Below are 15368 nucleotides of genomic sequence, written 5' to 3' on the forward strand. Positions count from 1 at the left end.
GGCGCCGAGCACGCCGACGTCCTCCGCAGCTCCGGCCACACGGGCGGCCCTCCACGCTCCGGCCGCACCAGCGCCCTCCCCGGTTCCGGAGACGCCGACGCCCTCCGCAGCTCCATCCACACGGGCGGCCCTCTCCGCCCCGGCGACGCCATCGTCCTCCCCCGCTCCGTTCACACCGGCGCTCCGATGGTCATGGGTACCCCGCGCGGAACTCCGGTGCGCAGTTGCAGTGCCAGGGTCACGTCCGTGGCGTCGGGGCGGTCGTGGCCGTTCAGGTCGGCGATCGTCCAGGCGACCCGGAGGACGCGGTCGAGTCCCCGGGCGGTCAGCACGCCCCGTTCGAGGTTTCGCTCGGCCTCGTCCATGGCGCCGGGCATCGCGTGCCAGCGGCTGCGCAGCTCGTGTCCCGGCACCTCGCTGTTGGTCCGCCAGGGGCCGCCGGCCAGCCGTGCCGCCGCCCGCTCCCTGGCCGCCAGGACCCGGTCGGCGACCAGGGCGGTGGACTCGCCCCCGGCGCCGGGCGCGGTGAGCTCGGCGCGGGTGACCGGCTCCACCTCCACCCGCAGGTCGACCCGGTCGAGCAGGGGGCCGGACAGCCGGGCCTGGTAGCGGCGGATCACCGACGGCGGGCACTCGCACAGGGTGTCGCGCTGCGAGAGGCGGCCGCAGGGGCACGGGTTGGCCGCGAGCACCATCAGGAACCGCGCCGGGAACCGCACCACGCCCGCGCTGCGCGCGATCACGACATGCCCCGACTCCAGGGGCTGCCGCAGGGCGTCGAGCGTCTGGCCGTGGAACTCGCACGCCTCGTCCAGGAAGAGCACCCCGCGGTGCGCCAGCGACACGGCACCCGGCCGCGCGATGCCGGGGCCGCCGCCGACGAGGGACTGCATGGTGGCCGAGTGGTGCGGGGCGCAGTACGGCGCGACGTCGATGAGCGGTTTGCCCGGCGGCAGGAGTCCGGCCACCGAGTGGACCGCCGTGACCTCCAGGGACTCCTGTCGGGTGAGCCTGGGCAGCACATGGGGCAGCCGCTCGGCGAGCATGGTCTTTCCGGCCCCGGGCGGCCCTTCGAGGAACAGGTGGTGGCCGCCCGCGGCGGCGACCGCCAGCGCGGTGCGGGCGGACCGCTGGCCGACGACGTCGGCCAGGTCGTGGCCCTGGTCGGGCTGTGCGGAGCCCAGGCTGTGCATGCCGGTGGCCGCACCGGTGCCGGGCACCCGCAGGCCGGCCAGCAGCGGATCCGGGCGGCCCTGCGTGTCGGGCTCCTCCTCGGGCACCGGCTCGTCGGCGAGGACGGCGATCAGCTGACGCAGGCTGCGCACGCCGAGCACCGAGACGCCGGGTACCAGGGCGGCCTCGGCGGCGGCGCACTCGGGCACCACCACCTGCTCGTATCCGGCGTCGGCGGCGGCCAGCACCGCGGGCAGGATGCCCCGGACCGGGCGTACCCGGCCGTCCAGTCCCAGTTCACCGATCATCACGATGTCGGCGATCACCCTCGGGTCGATCCGCTCGGCGGCGCCGAGCACCGCGCACGCGACGGCGAGGTCGAAGCCGCTGCCGGCCTTCGGCACGGAGGCCGGGCTCAGGCCGACCGTGAGCTTCTTCTGCGGCCAGTCGCCGCCGGAGTTCACGACGGCCGCCCGCACCCGGTCACGGCTTTCCGTGAGGCTCTTGTCCGGCAGACCGACCAGAGTGAAGGCCGCGACACCGGGCTCCAGGTCGGCCTGGACCTCCACCACCACGCCCTCGACGCCCACCAGCGCCACCGCACACGTACGTGCGAATCCCATGGTCAGGCCACCCCCTGGGCGTGCTCGACCACGGGAGCGCCGCGGTCGGGCACGAGCACACCGACGAAGTCGATGCGGACGCCGCCGGGCGGGGCGCCCCCATGCGTCTGGATCCAGCGTTCCGCCAGGTCCCGCAGGCGTGCCGCCTTCACAGGCGTCAACGCGGCCATCGGGTGCTCATACGCCCCGCCGCGCCGTGTCTTCACCTCGCAGACGACCAGCGCGTCGCCGTCCCGGGCCACGATGTCGATCTCCCCGGACCGGCCGCAGCGCCAGTTGCGCTCCAGGACCGTCATTCCGGTGTCCGTGAGCCGTCGCGCGGCCAGGTCCTCCCCGTACGCGCCGAGCGCCCCTCGTGCAGTGCTTGTGTTCATGTCGGCACCACCTCCGGTGCCAACGGTCACTCACCCGCCCCCAAGAAGTGGATCTTGGTGGACGGCGGGGCCTCTGTGGAAAACCCCGTCACCCTCCCGGGAGCTCCAGGTCGCTCTTGTTCAGCTCCTCGATGTTCACGTCCTTGAACGTGAGGACCCGTACCTGCTTCACGAAGCGGGCGGGCCGGTACATGTCCCACACCCAGGCGTCGGCCATGGACACCTCGAAGAACACCTCGCCCTGGACCGAGTGCACCTGCATCTCGTAGTCGTTGGTGAGGTAGAAACGCCGCTCGGTCTCGATCACGTATTTGAACAGACCGACGACATCGCGGTACTCCCGGTAGAGCTTCAGCTCCATCTCGGTCTCGTACTTTTCGAGGTCCTCGGCGCTCATGGCATGTTCCCCTTCAGCCGTGCGATCCCACCATTGTGCGCCAGTCCCGCGGGCCCCTAGACGATTTCCGGGTCAAGGGTCACCGGCCTGGCCGGGGGACCTTCGTCGAGCAGCGTCTGCAGTAGCTCGGCGAGTCTGGTCGGATACACCGTCTCATGCGCCCGGGTCAGTTCCCGGCACGTCCACCAACGCGCTCCGGCGACACTGCGCCGCTCCAGCTCGGTGAGGGCCGTGGCGACGGGCACCGTGTGGGCCGTACGGGCCAGGTAGTACCACTCGTCCTGGTCCCAGCGACGGCCGGCGAACGGGAACGAGCACCTGCGCCGCCACAGCACCGGCCCCAGCTCGACCTCGGTGATGCCGGTCTCCTCGGCGAGTTCCCGCAAAGCCGCCTCCGCACGGGTCTCGTCGCCCTCCAGACCGCCGCCCGGTGTGAACCACCAGTCGTCGGCCGGATCGTCCGGTTCGTGGCCGTGCAGGAGCAGGATGCGGTCCTCGTGGTCGAGCAGGACCACGCGGGCGACCTTGCGCGGACCGCCCGTACCGGCCGTACCGGCGGACTCAGCCGGCACGGACGGCTTCCGCGCGCCCGCGGGCGCCGGAGCGGCCCGCCAGCTTGGCGACCGGGCCGTACAGACTGCCGGCGAGGATGAGGAGCGCACCGCCGACGATCAGGTACACGATGACGCGCAGCGGGCCGGGCTGGGACAGGGTGCCGATGGCCTCGAAACCGGTGGGGCGTTTCAGCATGCCGTTCATCGGCCACACGACGGCGTCGACGCGGGCGCTCACGGCGTTCCGTGAGACGGTGCCGCCGGCCGCGTCGGTGAGGTGGGCGGTGGAGTCCAGGGAGCCCTGGCGTTCGTCGCCGAGGAGGAAGAGCCGGCCCTCGGGGACCTTCACGGTCGGGAAGTTCTTGATCTCGGCGAGGCTGCCCTCGGGCAGATACGGCTCGTCGATCTGCTTGCCGTTGACGGTGAGCTTGCCGTTGGTGCAGCAGGAGACGGTGTCGCCGCCGACCGCGACCACGCGCTTGACCACCTTCGAGCCGCTGACCCAGGCCGTGTCCTTGAAGACGACGACGTCTCCGCGGCGCACCTCGTCGCCGTCGATCCGCTGGGCGACCACCCGGTCGCCCACACCGATCGTCGGCGACATCGAACTGGTGGGGACGGTGTACGGCCGGTAGACCACCGCCGCCCATCCGAACCCGCCGAGGAACAGCACCAGACCCAGCGCAACCGCCACACCGGACAAGCGCTGTCCGAGGCTGCTTCCGGTCCGCGCCGTGCCTGCGCCGCCGCCACGCGGGGCCGTACTTGTCGAGCTCTCGCCACCCATGGACCCGCACCCTACCCGGCGGTACGCGACGGGGGGAGCCCCGTTTCCGCGACTCGGCTCACAGAGCGAAGCCCCCGGTGGGCAGCCGGGGGCTCGAAGGACGCCAGCGGAAGGACAGGGCCTGTCGTTTGGATCAGGCCGCAGACGCGGGGCCCGGCACGCACGTCTGCCGCGTTGTCGTCGATCGCCGACGCGCCGCGTCGACTCCCTCCTCCCGCCTTGCAGCCGCAGGCACCGGACCCCGCTCACCCCCGCAGACAAGCACCGCCGGAATCCTGCGACCTGATCCGAACGACAGACCCTAGGAGATCCGCCTGCGCCGCCACAGCGCCACCGGCACCACGCCCGCGAGGGCGACGGTCTGCGGGGCCGCCGGGAGGAGCGCGGCGGAGGAGTGCTGGTCGAGGCCGGGCTGGTCGAAGGTGGACGGGACCGGCAGCGTGCCCCAGCGGTTGATCGGCCAGGCCTTGACGATGGCACGGCCGACGACCTTGTCGACCGGAACCATGCCGTGGTTCTTGTCATTCCGGTTGTACCGGGAGTCACGGGAGTCCTGGCGGTGGTCGCCCATCACCCAGAGGAAGCCCTCGGGGACCTTCACCTTGAACTGGCCGCCCTCGTCGACGCTGCACGGCGTGTTGCCGGGGTAGACGTACGACTGCTCGTTCAGCGCGAGGCCATTGACCTTCACCGGGCCGCTGCCCTTGCACTCGACCGTGTCGCCGCCGACGCCGATGACCCGCTTGATCAGGTCCTTCTCCTCGGCGGACGGCATGAGGCCGATCCAGCTGAGCGCCTTCTGGACGATGTTCGGATTGGGCGTCGGCTCGCCCTGCAGCCAGTTGTCCGGGTCGTGGAAGACGACGACCTCGCCGCGCTCGGGCTCGGAGCCGAACCACGGGGTGAGCTTGTCCACCAGGACCCGGTCGCCCCGCTGGAGAGTGTTCTGCATCGAGTCGGACGGAATCGAGAACGCCTGCACCAGGAACGTCTTGATCAGCAGCGCCAGCACCAGGGCGATCCCGATGAGGATCGGCAGTTCCTTCCAGAAGGAGCGGGTATTGCTGGGCCTGGCGGTCGAACCGCCCTGTCCGCCGTCGTCCGCTCCGGGCTGGTCGCTCCCGTCACTCCCGGACCCGTTCACCGCGCCGTCCTGGAGGGGGAGACTCTCGTCCGCGGGATGCCCGTGGTGCTCCTCGCCGTCGTGTCCCGACCGTGCGCCAACCGCCACATCCCCCACGCCAGCTCCTTACTCCGTGCCGCCGCCTGCCCCATCTGCGGTGCAGGCCCACCACTCCCATAACGAGCGGGAGTTCCGCAGGGGTCGGGAGTTGGATGTTTCCGTTCGGTTCGTCCGAGGCAACCCTATGCGACAACGAGGGAGCGGCGGTCGACCCCGACACGGAGTTCGACACGCTTGCGAAGGTTTTAGGTTCCGACAGCCTGGTCCAGTGACCGACGGGCCAGCCGATCACCATCGCCCGGCCCACCACCGAGTCGAGGGAGACCGTGCCGCCGTAGTCGGTGTCCTGGTGGAAACGGGAGTCGGCGGAGTTGCCCCGGTGGTCGCCCATCACCCACAGTCGGCCCTGGGGGACGGTGATGTCGAAGGGCGTATCCGACGGGGCGTTGCCGGGGAACAGATAGTCACCCTCGGTCAGGGGCACGCCGTTGACGGTCACCCGGCCCTGGGTGTCACAGCACTTGACGTGGTCTCCGCCGACTCCGATGACCCGCTTGATGAGGTCCTTCTCGTCGTCGGAGGGCAGCAGCCCGATGAAGCTGAGCCCTTCTTTGATCTGCTTGACGACGACCGGGTCGTTCTTCTTGGTGGTCTTCTCGTCCTTGAGCCAGCCGCCCGGGTCGCGGAACACGACGACGTCCCCGCGCTTCGGCTCGGAGCCGAACCACGGGGTGAACTTGTCGACCAGCACGCGGTCGCCGACCCGGATCGTCTGCTCCATCGATCCCGAAGGGATGACGAATGCCTGGACGAGGAACGTCTTCAGCACCAGAGCTATGAGGACGGCGACGCCTACGAGCAGCGGTATTTCCCGGACCGCGCTGCGCCTGCGCTTGCGCTTGACCTTGCGCTGGAGCTTGCGCCGTTCCGCGCGGGTGCGGCCGCCGGCCGGACCGGTGGCGCGACGGACCCCGGTGGGAAGGAGGTTGGCGGCGGCGTCGGTGGGCACCCCGCGGGGTTTGCCACGGTTACCCATGGGCGTCCGCCCCGGTGGACCGCGGCGCGGGCACGCGCGCGTAGGCGGCGGGGCGGCGCAGGCGCGTCCAGTGGCCGACGGGCCACGCGATCCAGTCGGCGCGGCCGATCACCCGGCCGACGGGGATCATGCCGCCGCCCGGGGCGCCGAGGTGGTCTCGGGAGTCGCTGGACCGGCCGCGGTGGTCGCCGAGGACGAACAGCGTGCCGTCGGGCACCAGGACGTCGAAGGTGACGGTGGACGGACTGTCCCCCGGATAGAGGAACGACGTCTCGTCGACCGGCCGGCCGTTCACCTCGATCCTTCCCTTCCTGTCGCAGCACACCACGTGGTCTCCCCCCACACCCACAACGCGTTTGACGTAGTCGGCGTGCCCGAAGTACTCGGTGCCGTCGAACACCACGACGTCACCGCGCCGCGGCCCGGCATCGAAACGGTACGCCAACTTGTTTACGAGAACGCGGTCCCCGATCCTCAATCCCCGCTCCATGGATCCGCTGGGAATCTGGAAGGGCTGCGCCACGAAGGCGTTGACGAGCAACAGGAACAGCAGGCCGGTGAGGACGGTGAGGGTGATCCGTCCGCCCGGCACCCATGCGGTGATCCGCGACGGCAACGCGAAACGCGACCGGCCCTCCGTACCCGGCTGGCCGGGGAGGGAGGAGCGGTCGCGTTCCGTCTGCTGTACTTCGGTGTCCATCGGAGCCAGATGTTATCCGGCTCCGGCGGGACGACCGGGACGCGCTCAGTTGTCGCGCTTCTCCTTGATCTTCGCGGCCTTGCCGCGGAGCTCGCGCAGGTAGTACAGCTTGGCGCGACGCACGTCACCGCGGGTCACCAGCTCGATCTTCTCGACGATCGGGGTGTGCACCGGGAAGGTGCGCTCGACGCCGACGGAGAACGAGACCTTGCGGACCGTGAAGGTCTCGCGGACACCGGCGCCCTGGCGACGGATGACAACGCCCTTGAACTGCTGCACACGGGAGCGGTTGCCCTCGATGACGCGGACGTGGACGTTGACGGTGTCACCCGGGCGGAAGGGCGGGATGTCGGTGCGCAGCGACGCGGAGTCGACGGTGTCGAGCAGGTGAGACATTTCGTCTGCTTTCTTCGCTGATGCCACAGGTCATCAACGGCAACTAGGTTTTCACAAGGACTGCCGTGCGGGTCGGAACGGGCGTCGTTTCCCCCTGTGGCAGGGGCGCACGCCGGACGGACACACAACAGCGGTCTATTCTTCCATGCCCTCTGGCCTGCGCCAAAATCGGCCGTACGGCTCGCCCTCCGGATCCGGGGACCAGCCGAGGATGGAGAGCATCTCACGGTCCTTCTTGTCGAACGCCTTGGGGTCGCAGCGCTCGATGAGGTCGGGCCGGTTGGCCGTCGTGCGCCGCAGCGCCTCGTCCCGGCGCCAGCGGGCGATCTTCCCGTGGTGGCCGCTAAGCAGCACGTCGGGGATGTCCCGGCCGCGCCACAGGGGCGGCTTGGTGTAGACGGGGCCCTCCAGGAGGCTCTCCATCGCGCCGGGCGCGAAGGAGTCGTCGCGGTGGGACTCGGCGTTGCCGAGGACGCCGGGCAGCAACCTGGCCACGGCCTCCGTGATCACCAGTACGGCCGCCTCGCCGCCGGCGAGGACGTAGTCGCCGATGGACACCTCGTACACCGGGACGCGGGTGGCGTACTCGTCCATGACACGGCGGTCGATGCCCTCGTAGCGGGCCGGGGTGAAGATCAGCCAGGGGCGCTCGGACAGCTCGACGGCGAGTTCCTGGGTGAAGGGGCGGCCGCTCGGGGTGGGGACGATGAGGGCAGGGCCGTGGGCGCCGGTCTCGTAGCCGTCGGCGACGACGGTGTCGAGGGCGTCTCCCCAGGGGTCGGTCTTCATGACCATGCCGGGGCCACCGCCGTACGGGGTGTCGTCGACCGTGTTGTGCCGGTCGTACGTCCAGGAGCGCAGGTCGTGCACATGGACGTTCAGCTGCCCGCGTGCGCGTGCCTTGCCGACCAGGGAGACGTTCAGTGGTTCCAGGTACTCGGGGAAGATCGTGACGACGTCGAGCCTCATGTGGGCTCGCCCTCGTCCTCGCCCCGCGACGTGGCGATCTCCGCGCGGTCGTCGATCAGGCCCGGTGGCGGGTCGATGACGGCCTTCTGCTCGGCCAGGTCGATCTCGGTGACGATCTGTTCCACGAAGGGGATCATCACCTCGCTGCCGTCGGGGCGCTCCACGATGAACAGGTCCTGGGAGAGCAGGTGCGAGATCTCCGTGATCCGGCCGACCTCGGTGCCGTCCCGGGTGACCACGTCGAGGTCGATGAGCTGGTGGTCGTAGTACTCGTCCTCTTCCTCGGGCAGCTCCTCCGGATCGACGTCGGCGATCAGGAGGGTGTTGCGGAGCTCCTCGGCGGCGGTTCGGTCGGCGACGCCCTCGAAGCGCAGCAGCAGCCGGCCGCTGTGCACCCGGCCGGTCGCGATGGTGAGCGGTCCGGCGGAGGCGGGGTCGGTGCCGAGCACCGCACCGGGCGCGAGCCTGAGTTCCGGCTCGTCGGTGCGCACCTCGACGGTGACCTCGCCCTTGATGCCATGGGCACGGCCGATCCGTGCGACTACCAGCTGCACTGTGCTTGATCTCCTGTCATACGACTACGGGCCGGGGACGGCCCAGTGGCCCTCCCCGGCCCGAGCCGGTGTTGCGATGAGCGTCAGCGGACGTGGTCCACGTCGACGAGGTCGACGCGAACACCACGGCCACCGATGGCACCCACGACGGTGCGCAGGGCGCGCGCGGTGCGGCCGTTGCGGCCGATCACCTTGCCGAGGTCGTCGGGATGGACCCGAACCTCGAGAACGCGCCCGCGGCGCAGATCGCGCGAGGCGACCTGCACATCGTCGGGGTTGTCGACGATGCCCTTCACGAGGTGCTCAAGCGCCTCTTCGAGCATGGTGCTCAGGCCTCGGTCGACTCGGACTCAGCCGCAGCCTCGTCCTTCTTCTCAGCCTTCTTCTTCTGGGTGATGGCCTCACCCTTGCCCTCGTCGTCACCGCCGAGAGCCTCGAACGACGGACGCGTGGCCTTCGGCTCGGCGACGAGCAGCGGCGCCGGGGCGGGCTCGCCCTTGAACTTCTGCCAGTCGCCGGTCTTCTTCAGGATGGCGAGAACCGGCTCGGTCGGCTGCGCGCCGACACCCAGCCAGTACGCCACACGCTCGGCGTCCACCTCCATGACCGACGGGTTGTAGGTCGGGTGGTACTTGCCGATCTCCTCGATCGCACGGCCATCACGGCGGGTGCGGGAGTCGGCGACGACGATGCGGTAGTGAGGCGAACGGATCTTGCCCAGACGCTTCAGCTTGATCTTGACTGCCACGGGAGTGAATTCTCCTGGATTTGACGTGGTTGGGCACGGCGAGATTGCCGCGTGGGGTTGCGGTACCCGAGTGCCCGACGGACGCGTCAGCCGGAGGAGAGAGGGGTCCTGTGCGACTGTCGAGTACAGCTAGCCATTGTGCCATACGCCGCGGACCGCTCCGGCCGAGGGGCCGGACGGCCCCGGGCATGCCTGAGGGGCACCCGGCGTGGAGGTGACCGTACGTCGGGTGCGCCTCTCGGCGCCGGCGCGCTGCCGGCCATTTATGGCGAGCGGACCGCGGCTGCCACGAGCAGTCGCGGTTCAGCCCACCGCCACTCCCACTACCTCCGGGATGCGGAACGGCTTCCCGCAGCCGCCGCACACGATCGGGGCCTGCGCCAGAACCGACGGAACGACCCGGACATTGCGCCCGCAGTCGCAGACCGCCTTGACCCGGACGCCACCGCCGGATGAGCCGTGCCGGGCGGCCGGGCCCCGGAAGCTGCGGGAGGTGTCGTCGGAGGTGGCCGCGGTGTGGGCCTTGAGGGCGCGCTGGAGCCGCTCCATGGTCGGCCGGTAACGGCGCTTCGCCTCGGGGTTGAGCGTGACCAGTGAGAAGCCGCTGCTGGGGTGCGGTTCGTCGGGGTGATCCAGACCGAGATCCTCGGCGATCGCGAGGAACCTGCGGTTGTGGTAGCGGCCGGCGCGGGAGGTGTCGCGGATCCCTCGGGCGGCGGCGATGCCATGGACTGCCTCATGGAGCAGTCGTTCGAAGGAGAGTTCGTGACCGCAGGCGGACGACGACTCTCCGATCAGGGACTCTGGCGCGGCAAGGTCGGGCAGCTCGGGGTGGTACCGCTGGATGTCGGCCCACGCCTGCGCCAGCTCTGCGGCGAGAACAGGTGGTGTCTGTGTCGTGCTCACGTAATGACAACGAGCCTGGGTGCCCCTGTGTTCCGATTCCGGGGCATCCCAAATAATTTGCACTTACTGGTCAGTTGGCACTGATGCGTCCCGACGAGGGCGGGTGCGCCGAACTGCGGAGAAGCCACCACACCTCCGCACAAGCCGGTGCGTAGCCTGACGTACGACCCGGCGCGTAGCCCTCCTACGCATGCCGCGACGGCCGTGTTCGGCGGTCGCGCAAGAGATGTTTCGGCCGCAACCGTATCGGAGCCACTGTCCAAGTCAGCGTGCGCGAGGCCCGTGGTGTTACCCGGACGCGCCCTGTCACCGAGAACGTCCATGGCGTGATGGTACGAGCCCGGATTACGGGAGCGTGAAATCTCGCCACGTCCGCGGACAGGCGGCAAACCGGGCCCCTCGACCCCTGGACGCCACCGCGAGCCGGGAGTTACCTGGCATACGTGGGTGCGAGGGCACGGCACGGGGGCCACGGATCGGGCACACCACCAACTCTCCGCGGAATGGGGCGCTTTCCTATGACTCCTACGCTCGTGCGGCACACCCTGTCTCACGCGGGAGCCACACCCCGCGTGAACCTGGACGCACGCGCGCGTGACTGGTCGGAGATCCAGGAGCGGATGCTCGTCCCGCTCTACGAGGCCGTCTACGAGCGACTTGAAGTGGGCCCCGGCACCCGGCTGCTGGGCCTCGGCTGCGGCTCCGGGCTCGCCCTGCTGATGGCGGCCTCCGCAGGAGCCTCGGTCACCGGGGTCGAGGCCACCCGTCCCGAACGGCTCGCCCTCGCCCGCGAACGCCTGCGGCCCGACACCGGCGGCACACGCGTGCGTACGGCCGACCGCACCCTCACCGACACCCTGCCCGACCCGGCGGAGCCGTTCGACGTGCTGACCGCGTTCGAGCCCGTCGGATGCCAGGCCGGCGACGCCGCGCGGCTCGCCGAACTGCTCGCCGCCGCGACGCCGCTCGCCCGGCACGGCACGGCCGTCGTCCTGACCGGCTGGGGCCCGCCCGAGCGCTGCGCCACCTCGTCCGTCCTGCGCGTCGCCACGAAACTGGCCGAACCACGTCGCACCGCCCGCGGCTGGCGCCCCGCCCACCGTGACGACCTGGAGGAAGTCGCCCAACGCGCCGGGCTCAGGCCCGACGGCTCCGGCCGGGTCTCCTGCCCGTTCGGATACGCCCACCTCGACAGCGCGGTGCGCGGTCTGCTCTCCACCGGCCTGTTCGACGCCGCGATCACGGCCACCGACCAGGAGCGGGTCGACAAGGAAGTGACGGAAGCACTCCATCCCCACCAACGGCCCGACGGGACCGTGTGGATGCCGAACGTCTTCCGCTACCTCATCGCCCGCACGCCCTGAGCGGCCTCACGCCTCCGGTTCCTTCGACAGACGAGTGATCCCCGCGATCCGGTACGCGTCCGCCTCCTCCAGCGTCTCGTTCTCCAGCAGCGCCTCCGTCAGCGCGTCCAGCTGGCTGCGGTGATCGCGCAGCTTGCGGCAGGCCTCCTCGTAACACCCGTCCACGATCCGGCGCATCTCCTCGTCGATCGCGTCGAGCGTCTGCGGGGCGGCCGAGAGCCCGTACGCCTGCTGGGCGTCGCTCGGCAGCGCGGACAGCCGGCCGATCCTCTCGCTCATCCCCCACCGGGCCACCATGCCCCGCGCGATCGCCGTGACCTGTTCCAGGTCGTTCTCCGCACCCGTGGTCACCACGCCGTAGACCACCTGCTCCGCCGCCATCCCGCCGAGCGCGCCGATGATCCGGCCGCGCAGATAGCCCTCCGAGTGCGCGTACCGCTCCACCTCCGGGGTCGACATCGTCACGCCGAGTGCCCGTCCGCGCGGCACGATCGTGATCTTGCGGACCGGGTCGGCACCGGGCTGCAGCATGCCGAGCAGCGCGTGACCGCTCTCGTGGAACGCCGTACGCCTGCGGTCCTCCTCCGGCATCACCAGCGTGCGCTCGGCCCCCAGCTGCACCTTCTCCAGGGCCTCGGACAGATCGGACCTGGTCACCGTCTGCTGCTTGCGCCGCACCGCGATCAGCGCCGCCTCGTTCGCGAGATTGGCCAGATCCGCACCCGTCATTCCCGGGGTCGTGCGGGCCACCTGGGTCAGGTCGACATCCGGATCGAGCGGGATGTCCCGTGTGTGGATCCGCAGAATCGACTCACGCCCGCCGCGGTCCGGCGGGGACACGTGCACCACCCGGTCGAAGCGGCCAGGCCTGGTCAGCGCCGGGTCCAGGATGTCGGCGCGGTTGGTCGCCGCGACCACGACCACGCCCTCCGAACCGGAGAACCCGTCCATCTCGGTGAGGATCTGGTTCAGCGTCTGCTCACGCTCGTCATGGCCGCTCACCGACGCCCCGCCGCCCCTGACCCGGCCGATGGTGTCGATCTCGTCGATGAAGATGATCGACGGCGCCACCTTGCGCGCCTCCGTGAACAGCTCACGCACACGTGACGCGCCCACGCCCACGATCATCTCGATGAACTCGGACGCCGACGCCGAGAAGAACGGCACCCCCGCCTCACCCGCCACGGCGCGCGCCAGCAGCGTCTTGCCGGTGCCCGGCGGGCCCGCCAGCAGCACTCCGCGCGGCATCTTCGCGCCCATCTTGCGATAGGCGTCCGGGTGCTCGAGAAAGTCCACGACGTCGTCCAGCTCGCCCTTGACCTCGTCGATGCCGGCCACGTCGGCGAACGTCGTGCGCTGGGTACCCGGCGTCAGGCCGACCGGCCGCGGCGGAGTCTTGCGGCCGAGGAGGCCGCCCCCGCCGCCGATTCCCCCGCCTCCGCCGAACCGCCGGGCGAAGAAGATCCACAACGCCACCAGCAACACGATCGGGATCAGCGAGATCAGCAGGTTGGACAGAACGCTCCGCTCCTCGACGACCGGCTTGGCGGTCACCGTCACCCCGTGGCCGCGCAGGCTCTGCCACAGCGTGTCGTCGGCGAAGGCCGGACGCTGCGTGCGGAACTCGCGGTAGTCACCGCCACCCCCCGGCTTGGGCTCGGCCTTCTTCAGCTCGCCCTGGATGGCATCGCCCTTGGCGTAGATCTTGGCGACGTTCCCGGCATCGACCTGCCTGCTGAACTCCGTGTACGCGATCGTCGGCTCGGTGCTCTGGCCGAGGTAGTTCAGCCCGATGTAGGCCAGCAGGAAGACGATCACCGCGGTGACGGCCAGCCCCCACCATCTGGCGCGTATTCGCCGGCCGCCGGGCCGCTGGGGCGACTGGTCGTCAGGAGTGCCCTCACAACGCCACGGCTGGTCAGGTGCCTTACGAGGTGGCGGAGCATTGCTCATATCTGGACGTTACGGCACACAGCGCACCACGGCACGCGCTGAGGGCGCCCTCCCGGCGGGAGAGCGCCCTCGTTGTCGTACGACCACCCCGCGGCGTCAGCCCATGAACTTCTTGAACTCGTCCGGCAGCTCGAAGTCCTTGCCGCCCTGCTGCGGCAGACCCAGCGCGCCGCCGCCCTGCGCGGCCGCCTCACGGCGCTGCGCCTCCTCGATCTCCTGCTGCTTGCGCTTCATCGGGTTGCCGGAGCGCTGCTTGCCCTTGGCCTTCTTCGGCTGCTTCTTGGTGCGGCCGGGGCCACCGCCCATGCCCGGGATCCCCGGCATGCCCGGCATACCGCCGCCCTGGGCCATGCGGGACATCATCTTGCGCGCCTCGAAGAACCGCTCCACGAGCCCCTTGACCGCGCTGACCTCGACGCCGGAACCCTTGGCGATACGCGCGCGGCGCGAACCGTTGATGATCGTCGGGTCCTGGCGCTCGCCCGGGGTCATCGACTTGATGATCGCGCCGATGCGGTCGACGTCCCGCTCGTCCAGGTTGTTGATCTGGTCCTTGATCTGGCCCATGCCGGGCAGCATCCCGAGCAGCTTGCTGATGCTGCCCATCTTCCTGACCTGCTCCATCTGGGCCAGGAAGTCGTCCAGGGTGAAGTCCTGGCCCTTCTTGGACGCCAGCTTCGAGGCCATCTTCTCGGCCTCTTCCTGACTGAACGTCTTCTCCGCCTGCTCGATCAGGGTGAGCAGGTCACCCATGTCGAGGATGCGGGAGGCCATCCGGTCGGGGTGGAACGCGTCGAAGTCGTCCAGCTTCTCGCCGTTCGACGCGAACATGATCGGCTTGCCGGTGATCTGCCGGATGGAGAGGGCGGCACCACCGCGGGCGTCACCGTCGAGCTTGGAGAGCACCACACCGTCGAAGCCGACGCCGTCGCGGAAGGCCTCCGCCGTGTTGACGGCGTCCTGACCGATCATCGCGTCGACGACGAACAGGATCTCGTCGGGGCTGACGGCGTCCCGGATGTCCGCGGCCTGCTGCATCATCTCCTGGTCGATGCCCAGGCGGCCGGCGGTGTCCACGATCACGATGTCGTGGACCTTGGTCTTCGCGTGCTCGATGGAGTCCTTGGCGACCTTGACGGGGTCACCGACCCCGTTGCCCGGCTCCGGCGCGTAGACCGCGACACCGGCGCGCTGGGCGACGACGCTCAGCTGGTTGACGGCGTTGGGGCGCTGGAGGTCACAGGCGACCAGCAGCGGGGAGTGGCCCTGCTCCTTGAGCCACTTGGCGAGCTTGCCCGCGAGGGTGGTCTTACCGGCACCCTGGAGACCCGCCAGCATGATCACGGTGGGGGGCTGCTTGGCGAAGCGGAGGCGACGGGTCTCGCCGCCCAGGATCGTCACCAGCTCGTCGTTGACGATCTTGAGGACCTGCTGGGCGGGGTTCAGGGCCCTGGAGACATCGGCGCTGAGGGCCCGCTCCTTGACGTTCTTGATGAACGTCCGGACGACCGGCAGGGCGACGTCGGCCTCGAGGAGCGCGATACGGATCTCGCGGGCCGTGGCGTCGATGTCCGCTTCGCTGAGCCGACCTTTGCCCCGAAGTGACTTGAAAGTGGCTGACAAGCGGTCGGAGAGAGTATCGAACACGGCG

The 15368-nt window shown here is 70.1% G+C and carries 17 protein-coding genes; 1 reads left to right on the plus strand and 16 read right to left on the minus strand.

What is annotated here, in order from left to right; translation table 11 throughout:
* Positions 1 to 170: 170 nt before the first annotated feature.
* The 14 genes from ACIPK3_RS27920 to ACIPK3_RS27985 all read right to left on the minus strand — a co-directional run bounded on the left by ACIPK3_RS27920 (position 171) and on the right by ACIPK3_RS27985 (position 10400).
* Complete coding sequence (locus ACIPK3_RS27920; protein ID WP_402574013.1) at positions 171 to 1796, minus strand: YifB family Mg chelatase-like AAA ATPase; 1626 nt, start codon at positions 1794 to 1796, stop codon at positions 171 to 173.
* Positions 1797 to 1798: 2 nt separating this feature from the next.
* Positions 1799 to 2200 (minus strand): YraN family protein, encoded by a 402-nt coding sequence (locus ACIPK3_RS27925; protein WP_402574015.1) that lies wholly within the window; start codon positions 2198 to 2200, stop codon positions 1799 to 1801.
* Positions 2201 to 2258: 58 nt separating this feature from the next.
* On the minus strand, positions 2259 to 2567 hold the full coding sequence (locus tag ACIPK3_RS27930; protein WP_003965949.1) for a DUF2469 domain-containing protein: 309 nt from the start codon (positions 2565 to 2567) through the stop codon (positions 2259 to 2261).
* Between the two features lie 56 nt (positions 2568 to 2623).
* A complete protein-coding gene (locus tag ACIPK3_RS27935) occupies positions 2624 to 3139 on the minus strand; it encodes an NUDIX hydrolase (protein WP_402574017.1) in 516 nt (171 codons plus the stop codon).
* Positions 3129 to 3908: a signal peptidase I gene (gene lepB, locus ACIPK3_RS27940; protein ID WP_402574019.1), complete on the minus strand. Its 780-nt coding sequence runs from the start codon at positions 3906 to 3908 to the stop codon at positions 3129 to 3131. Before lepB (ACIPK3_RS27940) ends, ACIPK3_RS27935 begins: the two co-directional genes overlap by 11 nt.
* Positions 3909 to 4209: 301 nt before the next feature.
* Positions 4210 to 5148 carry a signal peptidase I gene (gene lepB / locus ACIPK3_RS27945; RefSeq protein WP_402574021.1) on the minus strand — a complete coding sequence of 313 codons (939 nt, stop codon included), beginning with the start codon at positions 5146 to 5148 and terminating at the stop codon, positions 4210 to 4212.
* The gene (lepB, locus tag ACIPK3_RS27950; RefSeq protein ID WP_402574022.1) at positions 5033 to 6127 is read right to left on the minus strand and encodes a signal peptidase I; all 1095 of its coding nucleotides are present in this window, start codon (positions 6125 to 6127) and stop codon (positions 5033 to 5035) included. Before lepB (ACIPK3_RS27950) ends, lepB (ACIPK3_RS27945) begins: the two co-directional genes overlap by 116 nt.
* The gene (gene lepB, locus ACIPK3_RS27955; protein WP_402574023.1) at positions 6120 to 6827 is read right to left on the minus strand and encodes a signal peptidase I; all 708 of its coding nucleotides are present in this window, start codon (positions 6825 to 6827) and stop codon (positions 6120 to 6122) included. The genes lepB (ACIPK3_RS27950) and lepB (ACIPK3_RS27955) overlap by 8 nt, the downstream gene beginning before the upstream one ends.
* A 45-nt stretch (positions 6828 to 6872) precedes the next feature.
* Entirely contained in the window at positions 6873 to 7223 is a 351-nt protein-coding gene (gene rplS, locus ACIPK3_RS27960) for a 50S ribosomal protein L19 (protein WP_402574025.1), read from the minus strand.
* A 135-nt stretch (positions 7224 to 7358) separates the two neighbouring features.
* Positions 7359 to 8192, minus strand: a complete 834-nt coding sequence (gene trmD, locus ACIPK3_RS27965; protein ID WP_402574027.1) for a tRNA (guanosine(37)-N1)-methyltransferase TrmD — start codon at positions 8190 to 8192, stop codon at positions 7359 to 7361.
* Positions 8189 to 8746, minus strand: coding sequence for a ribosome maturation factor RimM (rimM, locus tag ACIPK3_RS27970; protein ID WP_402574028.1), 558 nt, complete (start codon positions 8744 to 8746; stop codon positions 8189 to 8191). The genes trmD and rimM overlap by 4 nt, the downstream gene beginning before the upstream one ends.
* Positions 8747 to 8829: 83 nt before the next feature.
* A complete protein-coding gene (locus ACIPK3_RS27975) occupies positions 8830 to 9069 on the minus strand; it encodes an RNA-binding protein (protein WP_005479813.1) in 240 nt (79 codons plus the stop codon).
* Between the two features lie 5 nt (positions 9070 to 9074).
* Positions 9075 to 9494, minus strand: coding sequence for a 30S ribosomal protein S16 (gene rpsP / locus ACIPK3_RS27980; protein ID WP_361234953.1), 420 nt, complete (start codon positions 9492 to 9494; stop codon positions 9075 to 9077).
* Positions 9495 to 9797: 303 nt separating this feature from the next.
* On the minus strand, positions 9798 to 10400 hold the full coding sequence (locus ACIPK3_RS27985) for a hypothetical protein (protein ID WP_402574029.1): 603 nt from the start codon (positions 10398 to 10400) through the stop codon (positions 9798 to 9800).
* A 518-nt stretch (positions 10401 to 10918) separates the two neighbouring features.
* Here ACIPK3_RS27985 and ACIPK3_RS27990 point away from each other — a divergent pair.
* Positions 10919 to 11764: a methyltransferase domain-containing protein gene (locus tag ACIPK3_RS27990; protein ID WP_402574030.1), complete on the plus strand. Its 846-nt coding sequence runs from the start codon at positions 10919 to 10921 to the stop codon at positions 11762 to 11764.
* 6 nt (positions 11765 to 11770) lie between these two features.
* Here the strand turns inward: ACIPK3_RS27990 and ftsH are convergent, their stop codons facing one another.
* Both ftsH and ffh read right to left on the minus strand, forming a co-directional pair.
* Positions 11771 to 13717, minus strand: a complete 1947-nt coding sequence (gene ftsH, locus ACIPK3_RS27995; RefSeq protein ID WP_402574032.1) for an ATP-dependent zinc metalloprotease FtsH — start codon at positions 13715 to 13717, stop codon at positions 11771 to 11773.
* 96 nt (positions 13718 to 13813) lie between these two features.
* Positions 13814 to 15364, minus strand: a complete 1551-nt coding sequence (ffh, locus tag ACIPK3_RS28000; RefSeq protein WP_402574034.1) for a signal recognition particle protein — start codon at positions 15362 to 15364, stop codon at positions 13814 to 13816.
* Positions 15365 to 15368 lie beyond the last annotated feature (4 nt).

Origin of the sequence: Streptomyces sp. NPDC086787, assembly GCF_044745865.1 — a bacterium.
Taxonomy (GTDB): domain Bacteria; phylum Actinomycetota; class Actinomycetes; order Streptomycetales; family Streptomycetaceae; genus Streptomyces.